The sequence below is a fragment of the Streptomyces sp. NPDC020731 genome (assembly GCF_044334705.1).
Taxonomy (GTDB): domain Bacteria; phylum Actinomycetota; class Actinomycetes; order Streptomycetales; family Streptomycetaceae; genus Streptomyces.
In genome coordinates this window covers 1-18412 of sequence record NZ_JBIRTN010000036.1, presented here as the reverse complement: position 1 = coordinate 18412, position 18412 = coordinate 1, and the positions used below count along the sequence as shown (strand labels likewise).

23 protein-coding genes and 1 pseudogene are annotated in these 18412 nt (G+C 69.6%); 15 read left to right on the top strand and 9 right to left on the bottom strand.

Going from position 1 to position 18412, the window contains the following annotated elements:
* Nucleotides 1-5 precede the first annotated feature (5 nt).
* Nucleotides 6-485: a hypothetical protein gene (locus tag ACH4VX_RS34820; RefSeq protein WP_398373239.1), complete on the bottom strand. Its 480-nt coding sequence runs from the start codon at nt 483-485 to the stop codon at nt 6-8.
* 280 nt (nt 486-765) lie between these two features.
* Here ACH4VX_RS34820 and ACH4VX_RS34815 point away from each other — a divergent pair, with 280 nt between their 5' ends.
* The 8 genes and pseudogenes from ACH4VX_RS34815 (at nt 766) to ACH4VX_RS34780 (ending at nt 4467) form a co-directional block, all read left to right on the top strand.
* Complete coding sequence (locus ACH4VX_RS34815; protein ID WP_398373237.1) at nt 766-1485, top strand: DNA topoisomerase IB; 720 nt, start codon at nt 766-768, stop codon at nt 1483-1485.
* A gap of 100 nt (nt 1486-1585) precedes the next feature.
* Nucleotides 1586-1837: a transposase gene (locus ACH4VX_RS34810; RefSeq protein WP_398373236.1), complete on the top strand. Its 252-nt coding sequence runs from the start codon at nt 1586-1588 to the stop codon at nt 1835-1837.
* A complete protein-coding gene (locus ACH4VX_RS34805; RefSeq protein ID WP_398373234.1) occupies nt 1834-2193 on the top strand; it encodes an IS3 family transposase in 360 nt (119 codons plus the stop codon). The genes ACH4VX_RS34810 and ACH4VX_RS34805 overlap by 4 nt, the downstream gene beginning before the upstream one ends.
* Nucleotides 2175-2396 (top strand): annotated as a pseudogene (locus ACH4VX_RS34800) (DDE-type integrase/transposase/recombinase); the annotation flags it as partial. The gene ACH4VX_RS34805 and the pseudogene ACH4VX_RS34800, both read left to right, overlap by 19 nt.
* Nucleotides 2397-2457: 61 nt before the next feature.
* Nucleotides 2458-3207, top strand: a complete 750-nt coding sequence (locus tag ACH4VX_RS34795) for a GAF domain-containing protein (protein ID WP_398373233.1) — start codon at nt 2458-2460, stop codon at nt 3205-3207.
* Entirely contained in the window at nt 3177-3803 is a 627-nt protein-coding gene (locus tag ACH4VX_RS34790) for a PP2C family protein-serine/threonine phosphatase (protein WP_398373231.1), read from the top strand. The genes ACH4VX_RS34795 and ACH4VX_RS34790 overlap by 31 nt, the downstream gene beginning before the upstream one ends.
* 86 nt (nt 3804-3889) lie before the next feature.
* Nucleotides 3890-4087 (top strand): hypothetical protein, encoded by a 198-nt coding sequence (locus ACH4VX_RS34785; protein WP_398373230.1) that lies wholly within the window; start codon nt 3890-3892, stop codon nt 4085-4087.
* Nucleotides 4088-4140: 53 nt separating this feature from the next.
* Nucleotides 4141-4467, top strand: a complete 327-nt coding sequence (locus ACH4VX_RS34780) for a plasmid stabilization protein (RefSeq protein ID WP_398373229.1) — start codon at nt 4141-4143, stop codon at nt 4465-4467.
* Between the two features lie 278 nt (nt 4468-4745).
* On the opposite strand, the gene ACH4VX_RS34775 is transcribed toward ACH4VX_RS34780, so the two are convergent.
* Nucleotides 4746-5933 (bottom strand): amidohydrolase, encoded by a 1188-nt coding sequence (locus ACH4VX_RS34775; RefSeq protein ID WP_398373263.1) that lies wholly within the window; start codon nt 5931-5933, stop codon nt 4746-4748.
* 204 nt (nt 5934-6137) lie between these two features.
* On the opposite strand from ACH4VX_RS34775, the gene ACH4VX_RS34770 reads away from it, so the two are divergent.
* From ACH4VX_RS34770 to ACH4VX_RS34760, 3 genes are all read left to right on the top strand, one after another.
* The gene (locus ACH4VX_RS34770) at nt 6138-7601 is read left to right on the top strand and encodes an aminotransferase class I/II-fold pyridoxal phosphate-dependent enzyme (protein ID WP_398373228.1); all 1464 of its coding nucleotides are present in this window, start codon (nt 6138-6140) and stop codon (nt 7599-7601) included.
* A gap of 325 nt (nt 7602-7926) precedes the next feature.
* Nucleotides 7927-10422, top strand: coding sequence for a molybdopterin oxidoreductase family protein (locus ACH4VX_RS34765; protein WP_398373226.1), 2496 nt, complete (start codon nt 7927-7929; stop codon nt 10420-10422).
* On the top strand, nt 10419-10910 hold the full coding sequence (locus ACH4VX_RS34760) for a hypothetical protein (protein ID WP_398373225.1): 492 nt from the start codon (nt 10419-10421) through the stop codon (nt 10908-10910). Before ACH4VX_RS34765 ends, ACH4VX_RS34760 begins: the two co-directional genes overlap by 4 nt.
* A gap of 210 nt (nt 10911-11120) precedes the next feature.
* On the opposite strand, the gene ACH4VX_RS34755 is transcribed toward ACH4VX_RS34760, so the two are convergent.
* Nucleotides 11121-11531 carry a four-helix bundle copper-binding protein gene (locus ACH4VX_RS34755; protein ID WP_398373223.1) on the bottom strand — a complete coding sequence of 137 codons (411 nt, stop codon included), beginning with the start codon at nt 11529-11531 and terminating at the stop codon, nt 11121-11123.
* A 310-nt stretch (nt 11532-11841) separates the two neighbouring features.
* Here ACH4VX_RS34755 and ACH4VX_RS34750 point away from each other — a divergent pair, with 310 nt between their 5' ends.
* From ACH4VX_RS34750 to ACH4VX_RS34740, 3 genes are all read left to right on the top strand, one after another.
* Nucleotides 11842-12291 carry a hypothetical protein gene (locus tag ACH4VX_RS34750; RefSeq protein ID WP_398373221.1) on the top strand — a complete coding sequence of 150 codons (450 nt, stop codon included), beginning with the start codon at nt 11842-11844 and terminating at the stop codon, nt 12289-12291.
* Nucleotides 12252-13046: a PP2C family protein-serine/threonine phosphatase gene (locus ACH4VX_RS34745; protein ID WP_398373220.1), complete on the top strand. Its 795-nt coding sequence runs from the start codon at nt 12252-12254 to the stop codon at nt 13044-13046. Before ACH4VX_RS34750 ends, ACH4VX_RS34745 begins: the two co-directional genes overlap by 40 nt.
* Before the next feature lie 197 nt (nt 13047-13243).
* Nucleotides 13244-13969, top strand: coding sequence for an ANTAR domain-containing protein (locus tag ACH4VX_RS34740; RefSeq protein WP_398373261.1), 726 nt, complete (start codon nt 13244-13246; stop codon nt 13967-13969).
* Between the two features lie 19 nt (nt 13970-13988).
* Here the strand turns inward: ACH4VX_RS34740 and ACH4VX_RS34735 are convergent, their stop codons facing one another.
* The 5 genes from ACH4VX_RS34735 to ACH4VX_RS34715 all read right to left on the bottom strand — a co-directional run bounded on the left by ACH4VX_RS34735 (nt 13989) and on the right by ACH4VX_RS34715 (nt 16290).
* On the bottom strand, nt 13989-14330 hold the full coding sequence (locus ACH4VX_RS34735) for a plasmid stabilization protein (RefSeq protein WP_398373219.1): 342 nt from the start codon (nt 14328-14330) through the stop codon (nt 13989-13991).
* Between the two features lie 195 nt (nt 14331-14525).
* Complete coding sequence (locus tag ACH4VX_RS34730; protein ID WP_398373259.1) at nt 14526-15062, bottom strand: hypothetical protein; 537 nt, start codon at nt 15060-15062, stop codon at nt 14526-14528.
* A 38-nt stretch (nt 15063-15100) separates the two neighbouring features.
* Nucleotides 15101-15331 (bottom strand): hypothetical protein, encoded by a 231-nt coding sequence (locus ACH4VX_RS34725; protein ID WP_398373266.1) that lies wholly within the window; start codon nt 15329-15331, stop codon nt 15101-15103.
* A gap of 193 nt (nt 15332-15524) precedes the next feature.
* Nucleotides 15525-15752, bottom strand: a complete 228-nt coding sequence (locus tag ACH4VX_RS34720) for a DUF5133 domain-containing protein (RefSeq protein ID WP_398373218.1) — start codon at nt 15750-15752, stop codon at nt 15525-15527.
* A gap of 121 nt (nt 15753-15873) precedes the next feature.
* Complete coding sequence (locus ACH4VX_RS34715; protein ID WP_398373216.1) at nt 15874-16290, bottom strand: CBS domain-containing protein; 417 nt, start codon at nt 16288-16290, stop codon at nt 15874-15876.
* A 206-nt stretch (nt 16291-16496) separates the two neighbouring features.
* Here ACH4VX_RS34715 and ACH4VX_RS34710 point away from each other — a divergent pair, with 206 nt between their 5' ends.
* Complete coding sequence (locus ACH4VX_RS34710; RefSeq protein ID WP_398373215.1) at nt 16497-17303, top strand: SDR family NAD(P)-dependent oxidoreductase; 807 nt, start codon at nt 16497-16499, stop codon at nt 17301-17303.
* 320 nt (nt 17304-17623) lie between these two features.
* Here ACH4VX_RS34710 and ACH4VX_RS34705 read toward each other — a convergent pair.
* The coding region (locus tag ACH4VX_RS34705; RefSeq protein ID WP_398373213.1) for an IS3 family transposase at nt 17624-18412 on the bottom strand (789 nt) is incomplete at its 5' end.

Here is an 18412-nt window from a genome sequence, read left to right as displayed (position 1 = left end):
GTGTCTCACGCCCCGAGTTTCGACACCATGGTGTTCAAAGTGGCGGCCAATGCGTCGAGTTCGCGTTCCGAGCGGGCGCCCGGCGGCACCTGACGGGTGAGCTCCTCGCCGGAGACGACCTCAAGGGCACCGGCGTAACGGCCGGACCCGAGGTCGTCGGCGGGCACCACTTGGGCCCGGCCCTCCACAACGACGAGGGTCGGCCCGTCGTCGCGGGCTTCGAGCAACTCCCGCACATGCTCCCGCGTGACCGGCCCGGGCCCTTCGCCACCCTGTGCGGCCTGTGCGGACTTCTCGACCCCGACAAGAGGGTCGCCCTGTGCCGTTCCGTTCTGTGACGGGTAGCCCTCGGCGGCACTTGCCGTGCCCGGCAGGACCCGCTCCCGTGCCTGGCTCTCCCCACCGGAATGAGCCCCCGGCTCCTCGTCGCTCCGCGCCCGGGCGTACCTGTCCGGCTCTTCCGCGGAAGGTGTCTGCTCGCTCATCGGTGCATCTCCTCACATTCGCCGGAAGGCAGTGACAACGTCACCTCGCCACCTCGCCGATGTGCGCATGCGGCCCTCCGGAAGGTCCGTGCGCAAGGCTCCACGAGTACCCGGACCCCACGGCCCCATCCGTGGGCGGGTCCCGGGTCGGCGTCCCTCGGAAAGCCGGGATACGGGGTAGGAGAAAAGAGGAGCATGCGCCGGCTGAGCACTGGACGGCAGGCCGTGCACCGTACGCGTCGGCACCTCCCTCGCGGCAGGTGCGTCCAAGGAGGTCGGAGTGCGTCTTCACCACAGCCGTCCCACTGACCCCGGGTACCGCCGCCTGCGCCACGGACGCGGCTTCCGTTACCTCGACGCCCACGGTGAGCCGCTGCGCGATCCCGACGAGCTGGCCCGTATCCGGGAGCTGGTCATACCGCCGGCCTGGCGGGACGTGTGGATCTGCACCCGGCCCAACGGGCATCTTCAGGCCGTCGGTACCGACGCCGCCGGACGCCGCCAGTATGTGTACCACCCACAGTTCCGAGCGGAGCAGGAGCAGGCCAAGCATGAGCACGTGCTCGATGTCGCCGAAGCCCTGCCCGCGGTCCGGGAGGCCGTCGAGGGGCATCTGCAGGATCGTGGATTGACCCGGGACCGGGTTTTGGCCACGGCCGTACGTCTGCTCGATCTCGGCTTCTTCCGCATCGGCAACGACCGTTACACCGAACTGAACAACAGTTACGGCCTCACCACACTGCTGCGCGAGCACTCCCGCTGCCAGGCAGGTGCGGTCCTGTTCACCTGCACGGGAAAGCACGGCAAGGAGATCGTCCAGATCGTCGCGGACCCCGCCGCCTGCCGCAGCCTCACCGCACTTCTGCGACGCCGGCGCGGTGGTGATCGGCTCCTGGCCTACTGGGAGCAGCGCTCCTGGCACACCGTGACCGGCGAGGACGTCAACGCGTATCTCAAGAAACTGGCCGGTGTCGAGGTCACCGTGAAGCTCCCCCGTTGACCTGGACACGTGGACACTGGGACGGATGGGTCCCAGGGGAAGTGGTTCAGGTTGAGCAACAGCAACCGCAGCAGGCGGTACACGGAGGAGTTCAAGCGCGATGGTCGAGCTGGCGCTGGCCTCCGACAAGACGGTCACCGAGGTCGCCCGTGACCTCGGTGTGAGTGCGGAGGGTCTGCGGGGCTGGGTGAAGCAGGCGAAGGCCGACCGCGGCCAGGGCCGCCCGGGCGAGCTGACCTCGACCGAGCGTGAGGAGCTCAGGCGGCTGCGCAGGCAGAACGCCGAGCAGGCCAGGACCATCGAGGTGCTGCGAAAAGCGGCGGTCTTCTTCGCGAAGGAGAGCGATCGATGACGGATGTCTACCGGTTCATCGAGGCGGAGAAGACCACCTTCGGCGTCGCTCTCCTGTGCCGGCTGCTGAAGGTCGCCCGGTCCTCCTTCTACGCCTGGGCCGAGGGCGAGGCCGCCCGCCGACGCCGCCAGGAGGCCGACGACGCCCTGGCCCACGAGATCACCGTGCTGCACGTCGCCTCGAAGCACACCTATGGCGCCCCGCGCATCCATGCCGAACTGGTCCGCCTCGGACGCCTGGTCAACCGCAAGCGGGTGGAGCGGGTCATGCGGGAACGCGGCATCGCCGGCGTCACGCGCCGCAGGCGCCGGTCGCTCACAGGCCCGCGAAACGGGCGGTGCCCGCCCCGGACCTGATCGGCCGTGACTTCACCGCCCCGGAGCCCGGAGTGAAACTGGTCGGCGACATCACCTTCATCCCCACCGAGCAGGGCTGGCTCTACCTGGCGACCTGGCTGGACCTGGCCACCCGCGAGGTCGTCGGCTACGCGATGGCCGACCACCACCGGGCCTCACTGGTCGTCGACGCACTCACCATGGCCGCCGGCCGGGGAGACCTCCAGGCCGGCTGCGTCGTACACTCGGACCGCGGCAGCGAGTACACCTCCGAGGAACTTCGGGGTGGAGTTCCACCTCTACCCGGACGCCAGCGGAATCAGCATCCGTATTGTCCCCAGCGGTGCACAGCCCCCGCCCGAACCGGCGTCGAGCCACTCCGCGCGCCCGGCTGCTCCGGCCCGCGCGGGCAGGCTCTACCAGCTCACCCACCTGGCCGCCGGACTGACCGAGGTCGTCGGAGTACAGGATGTCGTCGCCCTGGTCGCCGAACAGGTCATGCCCGCCTTCGGCGCCCGGGACCTGGTCCTGTCCACAGCGGAGGCCGGCCGGCTGCGGATCACCGGATACCGCGGCTACGACCCCCAGATCATCGAGCGCCTCGACGGTCTGTCCGTCGATACCGACTTCACCCCGGCCGGGCGCGCCCTCAGCAGCGGAATCCCCGCGTTCTTCTCCGATCCTGAGGAGATGCGCCGGCTGTACCCCGCGGCCCCTCAGGTCAGCGGAAAACAGGCATGGGCCTTCCTTCCCCTGATCATTTCCGGTCGGCCCGTCGGCTGCTGCATCCTGTCCTACGACCACCCCCGCGCGTTCCCGGCCGAGGAACGCGCCGTCATGACCTCACTCGCCGGTCTCATCGCCCAGGCGCTCGACCGCGCCCGCCTCTACGACACCAAGCGCGAACTTGCGCACGGGGCCTCCAGCAGGCGGTGCTTCCTCGCGCCCTTCCCGAGATCGCCGGTCTGCGCGTCGCCGCCCGCTACCTCCCCGCGACCCGGGGCATGGCCATCGGCGGTGACTTCTACGACCTGATCCGGCTCGGCGACACCGCCGCCGCGGCCGTCATCGGCGACGTTCAAGGGCACAACGTCACCGCCGCCGCCGTGATGGGCCAGGTCCGCACCGGCATCTACGCCCACGCGACCGTCGGCACATCCCCCGACCAGATCCTCGCCAGAACCAACCGGCTCCTCGCCGACCTTGCCCCCGACCTCTTCACCAGCTGCCTCTACGCCCGCCTCGACTTTGCCTGCCGACGCGTGACGCTGGCCAGCGCCGGCCACCCGCCACCCCTACTGCGCCTGGCCGACGGCGACACCGGTCCCGCCAACGTCTCGCCCGGCCCCCTTCTGGGAATCGACCCCGAGGCCGTTTTCTCCCTGACCGAGATCACCCTCACCCCGGGCTCGATGCTGGTCTTCTACACCGACGGCCTCATCGAGAAACCGGGGATCGATCTCGACGTCGCCATCGCCGGTCTCGCGCACCATCTCGCCCAGGCCGACGAACGGGACCTCGACCTGCTCATCGACCACCTGCTCAACAAAGCCGGCACGGACGGGCAGCGTGCCGACGACATCGCTCTCCTGGTCCTTCACCACGACGCGGTGCACCACGACGCGGGTTGACCGCATGACGGCCGCATGCTTCGGGTGGCTCCTCAGGGGAACCCGTCGCCCAGAGCAAATTTCCGAAACGAGACAGGTGCTCACACATGTCCAATCCACAGCAGCCAGAACAGCGACGCAGTCAGAAGGGCGGCGGCACGCCCCAGCAGAGCGGCGAGAACAAGGCCCGCGAGATGGAGGCGAAGGGCCGCAGCGCCCACGGCACGGACAAGGGCGACAAGGGCGACAAGGGCGGCGGAGAAGGCGGCGGAGTGCCGCCGGACCAGCAGACCGAGCACCCGTAACCCTCCCGGCGACCTGTCGCAGTCACCGATCCACCCGAGAAGGGAGATACGCAATGCCGGCCGGATCGAGCTCCAAGCGTGAGCGCCAGTACGAACACATCAAGGAGGGCGCCGAGGACCGCGGCGCATCGTCGAAGCGCGCCAAGGAGATCGCCGCACGGACGGTCAACAAGGAGCGGGCCAGGTCGGGCGAGTCGAAGAGCGCCGGCAAGACCTCGACGCGCGACCCCAAGTCGGCATCCCAGCGCGGCGGGCAGCGCTCACACAGCGGCGCGCAGGGCCCCACCAAGGACCAGTTGTACGAAGAGGCCAAGAAGCGCGGTATCCAGGGCCGCTCCTCGATGAGTAAGAAGCAGTTGGAGAACGCCCTGGGCCGCTGACCCGCGGTTCCACGCCGTCGACTGGAAGACGGACGGGGCCTGACTGCGTGCGCGGCCTGCCCTACGTGATGGTGCAGGCTTATGCCGTCGAAACGTTCGCGCAGCACACCCGGCAACCAGGTGTAACTCTGACGGGAGTCAGCGCGGAACGGTCGATCAAGGACGCGGTCGGTATCTGCACGAACATCGGGCGCACGCGCCCGGAGCCGAGATATGTGGGGGCAGGTAAGGAAGGGGTCGGCGAGGGGCTCGGTGAAGACGGCTGTGGCGGACATGGCTCAGTGTCCCGCCTCGCGGTGCAGTTTCCACGCCTTCTCGCGCAGGTCGGCGTCGAGGAGCAGGTCCGCGGCCGTGCAGGCCAGCGCACCGGTGACGGCGACGAGCACGTCGCGGGCCCGCGGGGAGGCGGCTGCCGTGGCGAACTCGGGGGTGTGGTCGGATCCATCGTTCATGATGGCGACGAAGGGATGGATGGCGGGCACGTGTGTACTGACGTTGCCGATGTCCGACGATCCCAGGTAGACGCCCGGCTCGGGCGGGGTGAGTTCGATCCCCGCCCCGGACAGGTGTCCGGCGAACGTCTCGGACAGCGGGCCGCTGTCACGGAAGTGCTCGTAGCGGGGCGTGGCCCGTTCCACCTCGGCCCGGGTGCCCGTGGCGTGGGCGACGCTCTCGGCGGCGGTGCGCAACTGCCCGGTCAGATCCTCCAACTCCTCGTTCGTCGCCGCCCGCAGGCCGAACAGGCCCTCCGCGTACTCCGGGACGATGTTGGTGGCCCTGCCCCCGTCGGTGACGATTCCCTGGATGTGGGAGGCCGCCGGCAGACGCTTGCCCAGGGCGGTCAGCACGTTGAACAGCTCGACCAACGCCAGGAGGGCGTCGACGCCCTCGGTCGGGTTGCCGGTGGGGTGCGCGGCGCGGCCGTGGAAGGCCACCCGGTACTGCACCTGGGCGGTCAGCGGGGCCCGCGTCCAGTCGTACACGCCGGGGTGGAACATCAGCGCGGCGTCGACGTCGTCGAACACGCCGGCCTCCACCTCCAGGGCCTTTCCGCCCCCGCCCTCCTCGGCCGGCGTTCCGACCGCCATGACGCGTCCGTCTGAGGCGTCCAGCACCGCGTTCAGTGCGAGTGCCGCGCCCAGACCGGCGGCTGCGATGAGGTTGTGCCCGCAGGCGTGGCCGAGTCCCGGCAGGGCGTCGTACTCCAGCAGCAGTGCCACGGCGGGGCGGCCGTGGCCCGAGCGGGCGGTGAACGCGGTGGGCATCCCGGCCGTCCCGCGCTCGACCTCGAAACCGGCCCTCTCCAGCGCGTCCGTCAGCAGCGCCGCGGCCCGGTGCTCGGAGAAGGCGTGCTCGGGGTGGGCATGCAGCTCGAGGGCTGTCTCCCACAACTGGTCTGCCCGTTCCGCCACCTCCGCGCGCAGCCTGTCGTGGACGTCGGCATGCACATCGCCGCCGGACGGCATACGGGTCACCTGGCCTCCTCGGATCAAGGTGCGGTCGTCGGTCTTCGCGTCCTGCACCACCGGGTGCCGTCAACCGGGCGTCGTAACACCTCCGGGTTTCGATCCGGGACATCGGTGCAACACGTCCGGTGCGCGCTCGGACGACGCAGAGCGAAGTCGCCGTGCCGGAAACGGCCGGGCGGAGGACGACCGTTGGGAGGAACGATGGATCACTCGCGGGTACCCGTGCTGGAGGCGCTCGAGGAGTTCCGGCGTCGTGGGGACGTGGTCTTCGGCCCGCCGGGGCACAAGCAGGGCCGAGGCGTGGACCCGCGGGTGGCAGACATCGTCGGGCTCGACGTGTTCCGGTCGGACGTACTGTCCCTCAACGGACTGGACGACCGCCGCCAGTCCCAGGGCGTGCTCGGTCAGGCCCAGGAACTGATGGCCGACGCGGTAGGGGCCGAACAGGCGTTCTTCTCCACCTGTGGCAGCTCCCTGTCGGTCAAGACCGCCATGCTGGCCGTGGCCGGTCCCGGCGAGAAGCTCCTGCTGTCCCGCAACGCGCACAAGTCGGTGATCGCGGCCGTCGTCGTCAACGGTGTGGAGCCGATCTGGGTGCATCCGAAGTTCGATGCCGAACGGCACCTGGCGCACCCGCCGGAGCCCGAGGACGTCCGGCGCCGCCTTCAGGAGCACCCGGACGCCAAGGGAATGCTGCTGATCACTCCCACCGACTGGGGCACCTGTGCGGACGTGGCGGGCGTGGCCCGGGTCTGCCACGAGTTCGACGTCCCGCTGATCGTCGACGAGGCGTGGGGGGCCCACCTTCCGTTCCATCCCGAACTGCCGGCCTGGGGCATGGACGCCGAGGCCGACCTGGTGGTCACCAGCGTCCACAAGATGGGCGGGGCCATCGAGCAGAGCTCCGTCTTCCACCTCCAGTACGACCGGGTGTCACCGGAGGCCCTCAAGCAGCGGGAGGACCTGCTGGGCACCACCAGCGCCTCCTCCCTGGTCTACGCGACTCTCGACGGCTGGCGCCGTCAGATGGTCGAACACGGACACGACCTCCTGGACGCCGCGCTGCACCGTGCGGAGCGCATCCGGTCGGCCGTCGGTGATCTGCCCGGTCTACGGCCCATGGGCGGAGAGGTCGTCGAAGAGGGGTTCGCCGCCGCGTTCGACCCGCTGAAGATGGTGATCGACGTACGGGAGCTGGGCATCAGCGGCACGCAGGCGGCCGAGTGGCTGCGGGCGAACCGGCATGTGGACATTGGCGGCTCCGACACCTGCCGGATCAGCGCGTCCATCACGCATGCCGACGACGACGAGACCGAGAAGGTCCTGCTGGACGCCCTGCGCGCGCTCGTCGAGGGCGCCGGCTCCATCGAGAAGCAGCCGCCGGTGCACCTGCCCGAGCCCTCGGCCCTGGAACTGGAGCAGGCGATGCTGCCGCGGGAGGCGTTCTTCGCCCCGGTGGAGCACGTGCCCGCCGAGCGCGCGGCGGGACGGATCGCCGCGGAGACGATCAGCCCGTACCCGCCGGGGGTGCCCGTCGTCGCTCCCGGTGAAGTCATCACCGACGAGGTGTTGGACTACCTGCGCAGCGGTGTCGAGCACGGGGTCCTGATCCCGGACGCGGCCGACCCTTCGGTCAGGACGCTCCGTGTGGTGGCGCGGGACTGACGACGGTTGACCGAAGACGTTCCCGGACGATCGGGCCCGAGGTTACTCGTTCGCCGTTCCCTGGTCCCGGGTGCCGCCGACCGCGTCGGCACCGGCCTGTCACCGGAGCGAGCGACGACGCAGCCCGGTATGGCGACATTCGACATTCTCCGCCGGCAAGTGATGGGAAGACCGCCCTGCGATCGCCCCGGTCGGCGACTGTCGCCCCTCCGGTTGCAGTCGAGGGGAATGTCGAGAGCCCTGCGCGCGGCGTTACACACGAATGGTGCCGGGTACCGATGATGCGGCTGGAGGCCGGCGCCGGATGCAATGGAGGAGCTGGGGCATGGACGTTTCGGTGGACCGCATCGCGCAACCGTGGGGCAGTCGCACTCCGTACGGGCGGCACGAGGCGTGGCCGGTACGGGTGGACACGCACCTCGCGGAGGGCGTCGCACCGGGCGACGTGCAGCGCTGGGTGCGGGCCGCCTCGATCCTGCACTCCGATGGTGACGCGATGGACATCGCGGTCATGGACGGCCGCATGGTGGGAGTCCGGGGCCGCGCGCAGGACCGGGTCAACCACGGCCGTCTCGGGCCGAAGGACCTCTTCGGCTGGCAGGCCAACGCCTCCGCGGACCGGCTGCGTCGGCCCCTCGTCCGCCAGGACGGCCGTCTGGTCGAGACCGACTGGGCGACCGCGATGGAGCGGATCGTTTCCCGGTCCCAGGAACTCCTGGACGACAAGGGCCCGAGCTCGATCGGTTTCTACACGTCCGGCCAGCTGTTCCTCGAGGAGTACTACACACTGGCGGTGCTGGCCCGGGCGGGAATCGGGACGAATCACCTGGACGGCAACACCAGGCTGTGCACCTCGACGGCCGCGGAGGCGCTCAAGGAGACCTTCGGCTGCGACGGCCAGCCCGGCAACTACGACGACATCGACCACGCGGACGTCATCGCCCTCTTCGGACACAATCTGGCCGAGACCCAGCCGGTGCAGTGGATGCGCATCCTCGACCGGCTCGACGGAGACGACCCGCCCCGCCTGATCTGTGTGGACCCCCGGCCGACTCAGGTGGCACGCAGGGCCGCCGTGCACCTGGCCCCGCGCATCGGGACGAACCTCGCGCTGCTCAACGCGCTGCTGCACGAGATCATCCGCACCGGCCGGGTCGACCACGACTACGTCGCAGCTCGCACCGTCGGCTTCGAGGAGCTGGAAGCCCGGGTCGAGGAATGCACACCCGCGTGGGCCGCCGAGATCTGTGACGTGCCGGCCGCGCGCATCGAGGAGGCGGCGGAGATCCTCGGTTCGGCCGACCGTCTGCTGTCGACGGTGCTGCAGGGCGTCTACCAGTCCCACCAGGCCACCGCCGCCGCCGTGCAGATCAACAACATCCACCTGCTCCTCGGCATGCTCGGCCGGCCGGGAGCGGGCATCCTGCAAATGAACGGGCAGCCCACAGCCCAGAACACCCGGGAGTGCGGCGCCAACGGTGACCTGCCGGGCTTCCGGAACTGGCAGAACGACCAGCACGTGGCGGACCTGGCGAAGGTGTGGAACGTCGAACCGAAGCAGATCCCGCACTACGCGCCCCCCACCCACGCGATGCAGATGTTCCGCTACGCCGAGCAAGGCTCGATCCGCATGCTGTGGATCAGTGGCACCAACCCCGCCGTCTCCCTGCCGGAACTGCCCCGCATCCGATCGATCCTGTCTCAAGAACGGCTGTTCGTCGTGGTGCAGGACCTGTTCCTGACCGAGACCGCCCGACTGGCCGACGTGGTGCTGCCCGCCGCGACGTGGGGCGAGAAGACCGGCACGTTCACCAACGCCGACCGCACCGTGCACCTGTCCGAGAAGGCCGTCGACCCACCGGGCGAGGCAAAACCGGACCTGGACATCTTCCTCCACTACGCCGCCCGCATGAACTTCCGCGACAAGGACGGCGGTCCGCTGGTCCACTGGCACGACCCGGAGTCGGCCTTCGAGGCGTGGAAGCGGTGCAGCGCGGGCCGGCCATGTGACTACACCGGTCTCACCTACGGCAAGCTGCGCGGTCCTTCCGGCATCCAGTGGCCGTGCAACGAGCACGCCCCGCAGGGGACGGAACGCCTCTACACCGACGGCATCACCTGGGCGCACCCCGACGTGTGCGAGACCTACGGCAAGGACCTCGTCACCGGCGCCTCGGACAGCGTGGTGGAATACCGCTCCCTCAACCCGGACGGCAAGGCCATGATCAAAGCGGCCGCCTACCTGCCGCTCCACGAGATGCCCGACGAGGAGCACCCGTTCCAGCTGACCACCGGCCGGACGCTCTACCACTTCCACACCCGCACCAAGACCGGGCGCGCCCCGCAGCTGAACACCGCCGCCCCCGACGTCTGGGTGGAGGTGTCCGCGGCCGACGCGGCCGAGCGGGATCTGCACGAGGGCGACCTGGTGGAGGTCTCCACGCCGCGCGGCACTCTGCGGGGACGGCTGCGTGTCACGGACATCCGCCCGGGACTGCTGTTCGTGCCGTTCCACTACGGCTACTGGGACACCCCGGCCGGTCACGGCCCGGACGAGAACACACCGGGGCGCGCCGCCAACGAGACGACCATCACCGACTGGGACCCGGCCTCCAAGCAGCCGCTGTTCAAGACCGCCGCTGCGGCCCTCACCCTCGTCGCACGCGGCGACGGCCGGACCGCCCCCGCGCCCACCACCACCGCCTCCGCGCCGTCAGTGACCGGCAAGGCCGACGTCCCCCCGACGCAGGGCGGACCCACCGCGCAAGTCACGCAGTCCGCCGAGGCCACGTGGCACGGCCGTGAGGAGGGCACCCGGTGAACGGCGTCACCATGGTCCTGCGCGCGCTGCACCACGGCGAGAAGCACCTCGCCGAACACCTGACCACGGTGGCGGAGCGCCACCGCACCGAGCACGAGATCCACCACGTCGCCACCGATCTGGCCCTCTGGTCCCGTGAACACGTCCAACGACTGGCCGACACGGGCCGCCACTACGGCCTGAACCTCGACGAATCTCCCGACGTATCCGACCCAGGCGTCCTGACGATGCTCCGGGAGAAGGCGGCGGAGGCCGTGGGACGCCGACCCGAGCCCGGTCTGCTCCTGCTGCGCGACCTGCGTGACCTGCACGTGGGAGCCACCGAGAACTCCCTGTACTGGGAAATGCTCGCCCAGGCCGCCCAAGCCACCCGGGACGACCGGCTCCTCACCCTCACCGCGCACTGCCACCCGCAGACCCTGCGGCAGATGCGCTGGACCAACACCATGATCAAGAACCTTGGCCCGCAGATCCTGACCAGCCTCTAGCGCCGGTCGGGACACCGACGTCGACTCCATCCCGGTGGGTCAGCACGCTGGCGGGCTTCCGGCATTCCGCCCCGACGGCCCGGAAGGCGGCCATCTTCTCGTGCCGGGCTTGGAGGAACCTTGATTCGTTGTGCGTGCGTCCCCAGGCAGCAACCGTCCGGCTATGCGGGAAACGTCGACCCCGTGGGGCCCGGCTCGGCCGCGCGGGCGTCAGCCGAGGGAGGCAAGCAGGTCGTTGCACGCCTCCTCGCAGCGGCGGCACGCCTCGGCGCAGACGAGGCAGTGCTCGTGCCGCTCGGCGTGGCTCGCGCACTCGTCACCGCAGGCTTTGCAGACGGTGGCGCACGCCGTGAGGACGGCCCGGGTGACGTTGGCGTCGTAACCCTTGTGGCGGGATAGGACGGCGGCCGTCGCGGCGCAGACGTCGGCGCAGTCGGCGTCGGTCCTGATGCACGTGGTCAGTTCGGCGACCATCTCCTCCGACAGGCAGGCGTCCGCGCACGCCGTGCACGCCTGAGCGCAGGCGACGCACTCCTCGATGCAGTGGGCGAGCTTGTCACGATCCACACCGCCCAGGTCGGCGGGGTAAGCGGCGAGCATGTCCCGGACAGCAGCGTTCATGCGAGTCTCCAGTAGGTGCGGTGGCAGTGGGACTCCGAATGGGCCCCGACCCTTGACGCGTAACACCGAATGACGGCGGGGAAACCGCCCGAACGCGAAGGCGCGCATGACGACGGGCCTCAGTTCTTGAAGGCCGGCCTCGGGAACAGGTGTCAGCTGTCCTCACCAGGTATGCGCTGCCGGCTGCAGTAGGCTGACGGCGACAGTGTGTTCCGGGCTTCCCGTCTTCATCAGCCACCAGCAGGCCCAGGCCCCTCTCGACGTGGGTGACGGACGGACGCGGGCAGTCCCCTCGCGAGGGGAATCGACCGTGGCGGTGTACGAGGACCCGGCCCGCGTGCTGACCGCCCTGATCCGGGCCAGTCACCTGTCGGCGTTCGAGGACCTGCCCACCCTGGTGGCCGTCTACGCCGACCGGGCGGGCCTGGGCAGGGTCGGTATCTTCCTGGCCGACCTGCAGCAAGGAGTGCTGCGTGAACTGACCGGCCGCGGTCTGGACGCCGGGCACGGCGGCGAGGAGCTGCGCATCGACGCCACCCTCGCTGGCAGGGCCTTCCAGCAGGGTATGGGCGGTGCCGTGTCCGACGGCCGAGGACGGCACTGGGTGCCGGTACTGGACGGCACCGAGCGTCTGGGCGTCCTGCGGGTGGATGCCGTGTCGACCGGGGAGCGGGCGGGAAGGCGAGGGAGGATCTGGCCTCCCTGCTGGGCCTGCTGCTCGTGTCCAAGCGCGCCTACAGCGACTCCTACGCCCGGCTGACCCGCACCCGGCCCATGAGCCCCTCGGCCGAAATGCAGTGGACCTTGATGCCGCCGCAGGTGTTCTCCAACGGCACGGTGACGATCGCCGCGGCCATGGAACCGGCCTACGAGACGGCAGGTGACGCCTTCGACTACGCGCTGGCCGGGCAAACCGTCCATGTGGCTCTGTTCGACGCCATGGGACACGACACGGCCGCAGGGCTGACGGCGAACCTGGCCGTCGCCACCTGCCGCAGCCACCGCCGTCGGGGCGCCGGCCTCGCCGAGACCGGCACCGCCATCGAAGCGGCGCTCATGGAGCAGTTCCACCGTGACCGCTACGCCACCGGCGTCATCGCCGACCTCGACGTCGGCACCGGATATCTGAGCTGGGTCAACTACGGTCACCCGCCGCCGGTGCTGATCCGGGGCGGCCGCTGGACCACCATCCCGAAGTGTCCGCCCACGCATCCTCTGGGTACCGATCTCGGCCTGACTCCCACCGTCTGCCGGGAGCAGTTGGAACCCGGTGACCGGCTGCTGTTCCACACCGACGGCATCACCGAAGCCCGCGACGCCAGGGGACGGATGTTCGGACTCGACCGCTTCGTCGACTTTCTCGTGCGCCACCACGCTGACGAGGTGTCGCTTCCCGAAACCCTGCGCCGCCTGGTCCACGCGGTCCTCGACTATCACGACGGCGTGCTGGACGACGACGCCACCGTGCTGTGCTGCGCATGGCACGGCCCTGGGAGCCAGGGCGCCGCCGTGTGAGTAGCCGCCACCGGGAGGGGTGGTGACGGGGGAGTAGCGTGAGAATGCGAAGGCAATGTCCTACGGCCATGACCCATGCCGGTCGGTGGCCGCACCGGAGTCCCTTGCGGATCTGGAGTCCGTCGGCCCTGGTGACACAGCGAACGGCCGACCTGCGACCGAGGCTCAGCTCCCGGATCACCGCGAAGGGATACCAGATGAACGCCGAGGGCCCGTACGACAGCGGCCACATCACCCGGTGGCTGCTGGAAACCGAGTCCGTGGAGGACTTCCTCCAGACCCTGGCCGACACCGCCCTGGAACTGGTTCCCTGCGAAGGCGTCGGAGTGACGCTGGAGCGGGACGGTCGGCCCCTCACGGTGGTCAGCGCGGGAATCGCGGCCCCCAAGCTCGACGAGAAACAGTACGGTCAGGACGACGGCCCCTGCCTTCAGGCCCTGCGCAGCGGTAAGGAGATCGCCGTCGGCGACATGCTGGAGGAGACCCGGTGGGGCGACTATCCCGCCTATGCCGCCTCCTGCGGTGTCCGCTCCTCCCTCTCCCTGCCGATCGCCCCGCACACGGACACCGCGGGCGCGCTCAACCTCTACGCTGAGCCGCCCGACGCGTTCGCCGGAGTCGACCTCGCGGCTCTGCGCGCCCTGGCCGCCCAGGCGACCGAGGGCATCGCCCTGTCCCAGCGGATCAGTGATGCTCAGGAGTTCGCCGACCAGATGCAGACCGCCATGCGGTCGCGCAGCGTCATCGACCAAGCGCTCGGAATCATCATGGGCCAGCGCCGCTGCACCGCCGACGAGGCGTTCCGCATCCTGCGTTCCGCCTCCCAGCACCGCAACGTCAAAATCCGGGACGTGTGCGCCCAGTTGGTCGCCGGCGTCAGCGGGCGTCCTCCCGTGGACGCAGGCTTTCGGCGCCGCAGCTGAAAGGGGCCCTGGGGCCGGGTCAGTTCCGGCCGAGGGCCTTGGCCGGCTGGTCCTTGTTCATTGTGGACCTGCTCTCGACGCCCTTCTTCTTCGCCTCTTGGTACAGTTGCTTCCCCGTCGTGCCACCGCCTGAGCCTCCGCCGCGCGAGGAACCGGACTTCTCGCCGCCGCGTTGCGACGGTGACTTGCCCTTCGTGGAGCTACGGCTGGCGGACTTCGCCTCGCCCGACTGTGCACGCTCCTTGTTCACGGTCCGGGCGGCGATTTCCTTGGCCCGGCCCTTCGACGCCCCGCGGTCCTCGGCGCCGTCCTTGATGTGCTCGTACTGACGCATCCACTGGGGACCGGAGCCTGCAGGCATGATCGTCCCCTCCTGTTATTGGCCGTTCGCACGTCCCAGCCGATGAAAGCCGGAACGAGTTGCCCGCGTTGCGGTGGCCGAACGGCCTTGACGGCGGGCCCGCCCGATGGCACCGCTCGAACGTTGATCTGCTGATGTTCGCTCCCGGTCGCCTGTGACCTCTCGGTGATGCGAAGCGCCGGGATGCCGCGTCATTCAGCCGACCCCGGTGGGGAAGCGACCGGCTCGTGCCTCACCAAGTGGTGCCGGCTTTTCGCCGAGACGCTCGCGCGGGACGCGTCGTTCCTGCAGTTGGGTGAGCAGGACGCCTTCTCGCACGGCCCATGGAGAGAGGGTGACGTGAGCGATGCCGAGGCACCGCATGGCGGTGTGCGCGATGATCGCACCGGTCAGGCACTGGCGTGTGCGTGTGGGGAAGATACCTGGCAGTTCGGCCCGTGCGGGCGCGGGCAGCTCGGCCAGGCGCCGCAGGCCGGCCTTGAGATCATGCCGGTCCAACTGGTCTGGAATCGCAGTCCCTTGCCCGCCAGTAGCCGTCCCGCACAGCTTGCCGAGCTTGTGGAAGGTGCGTGAGGTCGACACGGCGGTGCGCGGCCCCTCCCACTGCATCCGGGCGGTGACGTCGCGCAGCACGTGACGGACGTGACGCCGTACCCGGCGGAGCTGTTCGGGTGTCGGGGTGGCGTCTTGATCCAGATATTCCCGTGTCAGGCGGGCGACACCGAGCGGCAGGGAAACGGCGAAGTCAGGAGTACGTCCCCGGCCGGAAGCTATTTCGAGCTCGCCACGGCGAGCGGTTCGGCCACTCCCCAGTAGGCGGCCTCCCGGCGCATCCCGATGATCGTTTCCACGAGCTGTTCCACGGCGTCCGAGGCGACTCGGCCGTCGCCTGTGCACTTCTCCGCGAGCCGCAGTCGCCGCTTGCTGCTGTGCACCGGCAGCGGAACGCCACCGTGTCCGTCGGCGACGACCAGCCGCACCGTGTTCAATCCGATCTCCACCACCCCGAGTCGCAAGGGTGGTGAGTAACCGACGACGGTCCTCGTACGCCTGTGCAAGTGTTTCGAGAGGCTTTCTACAGCCGTGAAGGGCGAGCGCATCGGGGACCGGGTGATTTCGCCGTCGTCGATCACGTCGGCGTGAGGCCGCCGGACCAGGAGCGGCCCGTCGACGGCTCGCGGCCGGACCGGGCTCTCAGCCCGTGAGAGGCGTCTCGTCCGCCCACCGGGCCCCAGACATCTGGTGGCGCGCCGCGATGAGGGCGGAGGCGATGTCACGCGTACCGGTGGACACGCACAAGGTGTAGCTGACGTCATCCAGGGGCCGCCGGGCTTCCTCACCGCCGCTCTCAGCGTGCAGCGCACGCAGCGCCTCGTACTGCTCGACCAGGCTTTTCAACACGGTCGGGTGGGCCATCAGCATCGGGGTCTTCCTTGGTCGCCGCCACCCGCTCGGGTCGCACACGGACCTGCGTGCCCCGGGCCCCGGCCCGCAGTCTCACGCCGTGTGGGACAAGGAGCCGGGGCCCGGGGCGGGGGCGACGTCAGTCGGTGGACAGGGCCTGCAGCAGATCACCGACCTGGGGGTCGGGCAGGGAACGGGCGACATCGGCCTGGGTGACCATGCCGACCAGGTCGTGCCCGTCGATCACCGGCAGGCGGCGCACCTTGTGCGCGGACATGGTGCGCAGGATCTCCTGCACGTCGTCGTCGGCTCCGATGGTGACGGCCTCACCTTGGGCCAGTTCCCCGGCCGGACAGGTGGCCGGGTCCTTGCTGGCACCTAGGACCTTCACCACAATGTCCCGGTCGGTCAGGACACCCTTCAGCTTGTTGTTGGTGCCGCAGATCGGCAGGGCGCCGACCCCGAGGTCCTTCATCTTGCGGGCCGCGTCCAGCACCGTCTCTTCGGCACCGACGCATTCGGCTCCGCCGGTCATGATGTCTCGCGCCTTGGTCATGGACTCCCCTTCTTCGGCGTGCCGCCTCCCGCACGGGGGCCGAGGGGCGGCGGTTGAACTGATGCGACATGTGTTCCCGAGTGCCAGGGCTGGTAACGGGCTCTTTCCTGCTCTTCCGCTCACCGCGTGCGTGCGCAGCCTGCGCGTGACGGTCGTGCGACCTCCCCCCAAGGCGTGGCACGGGGCGCGGCGGTTACCCGTCCGTCATGACTGACACACGGCCACTCGCCCTGATCACCGGCGCGTCCAGCGGAATCGGCCACGAACTGGCCCGGCAGTTCACGCACCACGGCTACGATTTGGTGGTGAACGCCGAGGACGAAGCGCTGGAGTCCGCCGCCCAGGACCTGCGGGAGTCGGGAGCGGAGGTCCGCGCGGTGCGCGCCGATCTCCGGACCGGCGAGGGACGCTTCCGCCTCCTCGACGCGCTCGACGGACTGACCGTCGACGTCGCCGTCCTCAACGCCGGGGTGGGCCGGGGCGGTGCCTTCGTGGACACCGATCTCGCCGACGACCAAGAGGCCATCGACCTCAATGTCACCGCGACCGTGCGGCTGGCCAAGCCGCTCCTGCGGGCCATGGTGGCGCGAGGAGCGGGCCGGCTCGCCTTCACCTCGTCCGTCGCCTCGACGATGCCCGGTTCCTTCCAGCCCGTGTACAACGCGTCCAAGTCGTTCGTGCAGTCCTTCGCCCAGGCACTGGCGGAGGAGGTGAAGGACACCGGTGTGACGGTGACTGCCTTTATGCCGGGACCGACGGATACGGCCTTCTTCGACCGGGCGGGCATGGCGGACGACACGCGGATCGGCACCATGAAGAAGGACGATCCGGCACAAGTGGCCGAGCAGGCGTTCGAAGCGATCGTGACGGGCGAGGGAAAGGCCGTGACCGGGTCGTTGAAGACCAAGGCACAGGAGCTGGCGGGGAAGGTATTGCCTGACGCGGTCAAGGCGGCGGCCCACCGGCGACTGGCAGAACCGGGAACCGGCAAGGCCCCCGAGCAGCCCTCCTGAGGGGCGGACGGGCGTCGCCGCGCCCGTCCGAGGTATCTGGTTCGGCGGCGCTGAGTCCCCGGTTTCCGTTGCCTGACGGGAGGGCCCCACCCTCTGACGGGCGCGGAGGGCGGGGCCGACGGTACACAGCGCTCGGACCGGCGTACCACAGGCCGGTCCGAGGAGAAACCGCTGGCGGGCAGCTCGCCCGCTCAACGGTGCGCAGCGCACACGGGCGTCGGCGTGCGCTCACTCGTTGTCCGCACGTTCCGTACGGCGAAGCCGCTGCGCACTCGCGCCGGGATACGCCGCAGTGAACCGTTCCGGGTTCGGTAGAGATCTCAGCTTGTGGTTGTGGCCTGGGGTTTTGTGCTGGTGAGGTAGTAGTTGGTCTCGTGTTCGGCGGGTGGAACGTGTCCTATTTCACCGTGGAGTCGGCGGTGGCAGTACCAGTCGATCCACTCGGCGGTGGCGAGTTCGACTTGGGAAAGGTTTCGCCAGGGCCGTCCAGGCTTGATCAGCTCGGTTTTGAACAGGCCGATCGTGGACTCCATGAGGGCGTTGTCGTAGGCGTCGCCGACCGAGCCGATCGATGCCGCGATGCCGGCGGCGTCCAGGTGCTCGGCGAGCCGGAAACTCGCATATTGCGACCCGGCATCGGAATGATGTATCAACTCGCCGCTCTGGTAGGGCTGTTCGTCACGGTCGCGTTGCCACAGGGCCATGTCCAGCGCGTCCAGGACGAGCCGCGTCTCTTTCGACAGAGCGGCGGACCAGCCGACGATGCGGCGGGAGAAGGTGTCGACGACGAAGGCGACGTAGACGACTCCCGACCATGTGCTGACGTGGGTGAAGTCGGCAACCCAGCAGCGGTTGGGGGCGGGCGCGACGAAGTTGCGGTCCAGCAGGTCCGGCGCCCGCTTCACAGAACTGTCTGGGACCGTGGTGATGATCCTCTTCCCGCGGACGGCTCCGGTGACGCCCAGCTCGCGCATCAGGCGTTCGACGGTGCATCGGGCCACGACGTGGCCCTGCCGGTGCAGCTCACGCCAGACCTTCCTGGCTCCGTAAACACGGTAGTTGGACTCGAGGATGTGCCGGATGAGCGGCTTCAGTTCGGCGTCACGGAC

Excerpts from the sequence above, each read along its gene's own strand:
- ACH4VX_RS34715 (WP_398373216.1), bottom strand. The coding sequence starts at position 16,290 with ATGACCAAGGCGCGAGACATCATGACCGGCGGAGCCGAATGCGTCGGT.
- ACH4VX_RS34820 (WP_398373239.1), bottom strand. The coding sequence starts at position 485 with ATGAGCGAGCAGACACCTTCCGCGGAAGAGCCGGACAGGTACGCCCGG.
- ACH4VX_RS34720 (WP_398373218.1), bottom strand. The coding sequence starts at position 15,752 with ATGCTGATGGCCCACCCGACCGTGTTGAAAAGCCTGGTCGAGCAGTAC.
- ACH4VX_RS34735 (WP_398373219.1), bottom strand. The coding sequence starts at position 14,330 with ATGCCTGCAGGCTCCGGTCCCCAGTGGATGCGTCAGTACGAGCACATC.
- ACH4VX_RS34770 (WP_398373228.1), top strand. The coding sequence starts at position 6,138 with ATGGATCACTCGCGGGTACCCGTGCTGGAGGCGCTCGAGGAGTTCCGG.
- ACH4VX_RS34740 (WP_398373261.1), top strand. The coding sequence starts at position 13,244 with ATGAACGCCGAGGGCCCGTACGACAGCGGCCACATCACCCGGTGGCTG.
- ACH4VX_RS34805 (WP_398373234.1), top strand. The coding sequence starts at position 1,834 with ATGACGGATGTCTACCGGTTCATCGAGGCGGAGAAGACCACCTTCGGC.
- ACH4VX_RS34810 (WP_398373236.1), top strand. The coding sequence starts at position 1,586 with ATGGTCGAGCTGGCGCTGGCCTCCGACAAGACGGTCACCGAGGTCGCC.
- ACH4VX_RS34755 (WP_398373223.1), bottom strand. The coding sequence starts at position 11,531 with ATGAACGCTGCTGTCCGGGACATGCTCGCCGCTTACCCCGCCGACCTG.
- ACH4VX_RS34790 (WP_398373231.1), top strand. The coding sequence starts at position 3,177 with ATGGCCATCGGCGGTGACTTCTACGACCTGATCCGGCTCGGCGACACC.
- ACH4VX_RS34775 (WP_398373263.1), bottom strand. The coding sequence starts at position 5,933 with ATGCCGTCCGGCGGCGATGTGCATGCCGACGTCCACGACAGGCTGCGC.
- ACH4VX_RS34710 (WP_398373215.1), top strand. The coding sequence starts at position 16,497 with ATGACTGACACACGGCCACTCGCCCTGATCACCGGCGCGTCCAGCGGA.
- ACH4VX_RS34785 (WP_398373230.1), top strand. The coding sequence starts at position 3,890 with ATGTCCAATCCACAGCAGCCAGAACAGCGACGCAGTCAGAAGGGCGGC.
- ACH4VX_RS34765 (WP_398373226.1), top strand. The coding sequence starts at position 7,927 with ATGGACGTTTCGGTGGACCGCATCGCGCAACCGTGGGGCAGTCGCACT.
- ACH4VX_RS34780 (WP_398373229.1), top strand. The coding sequence starts at position 4,141 with ATGCCGGCCGGATCGAGCTCCAAGCGTGAGCGCCAGTACGAACACATC.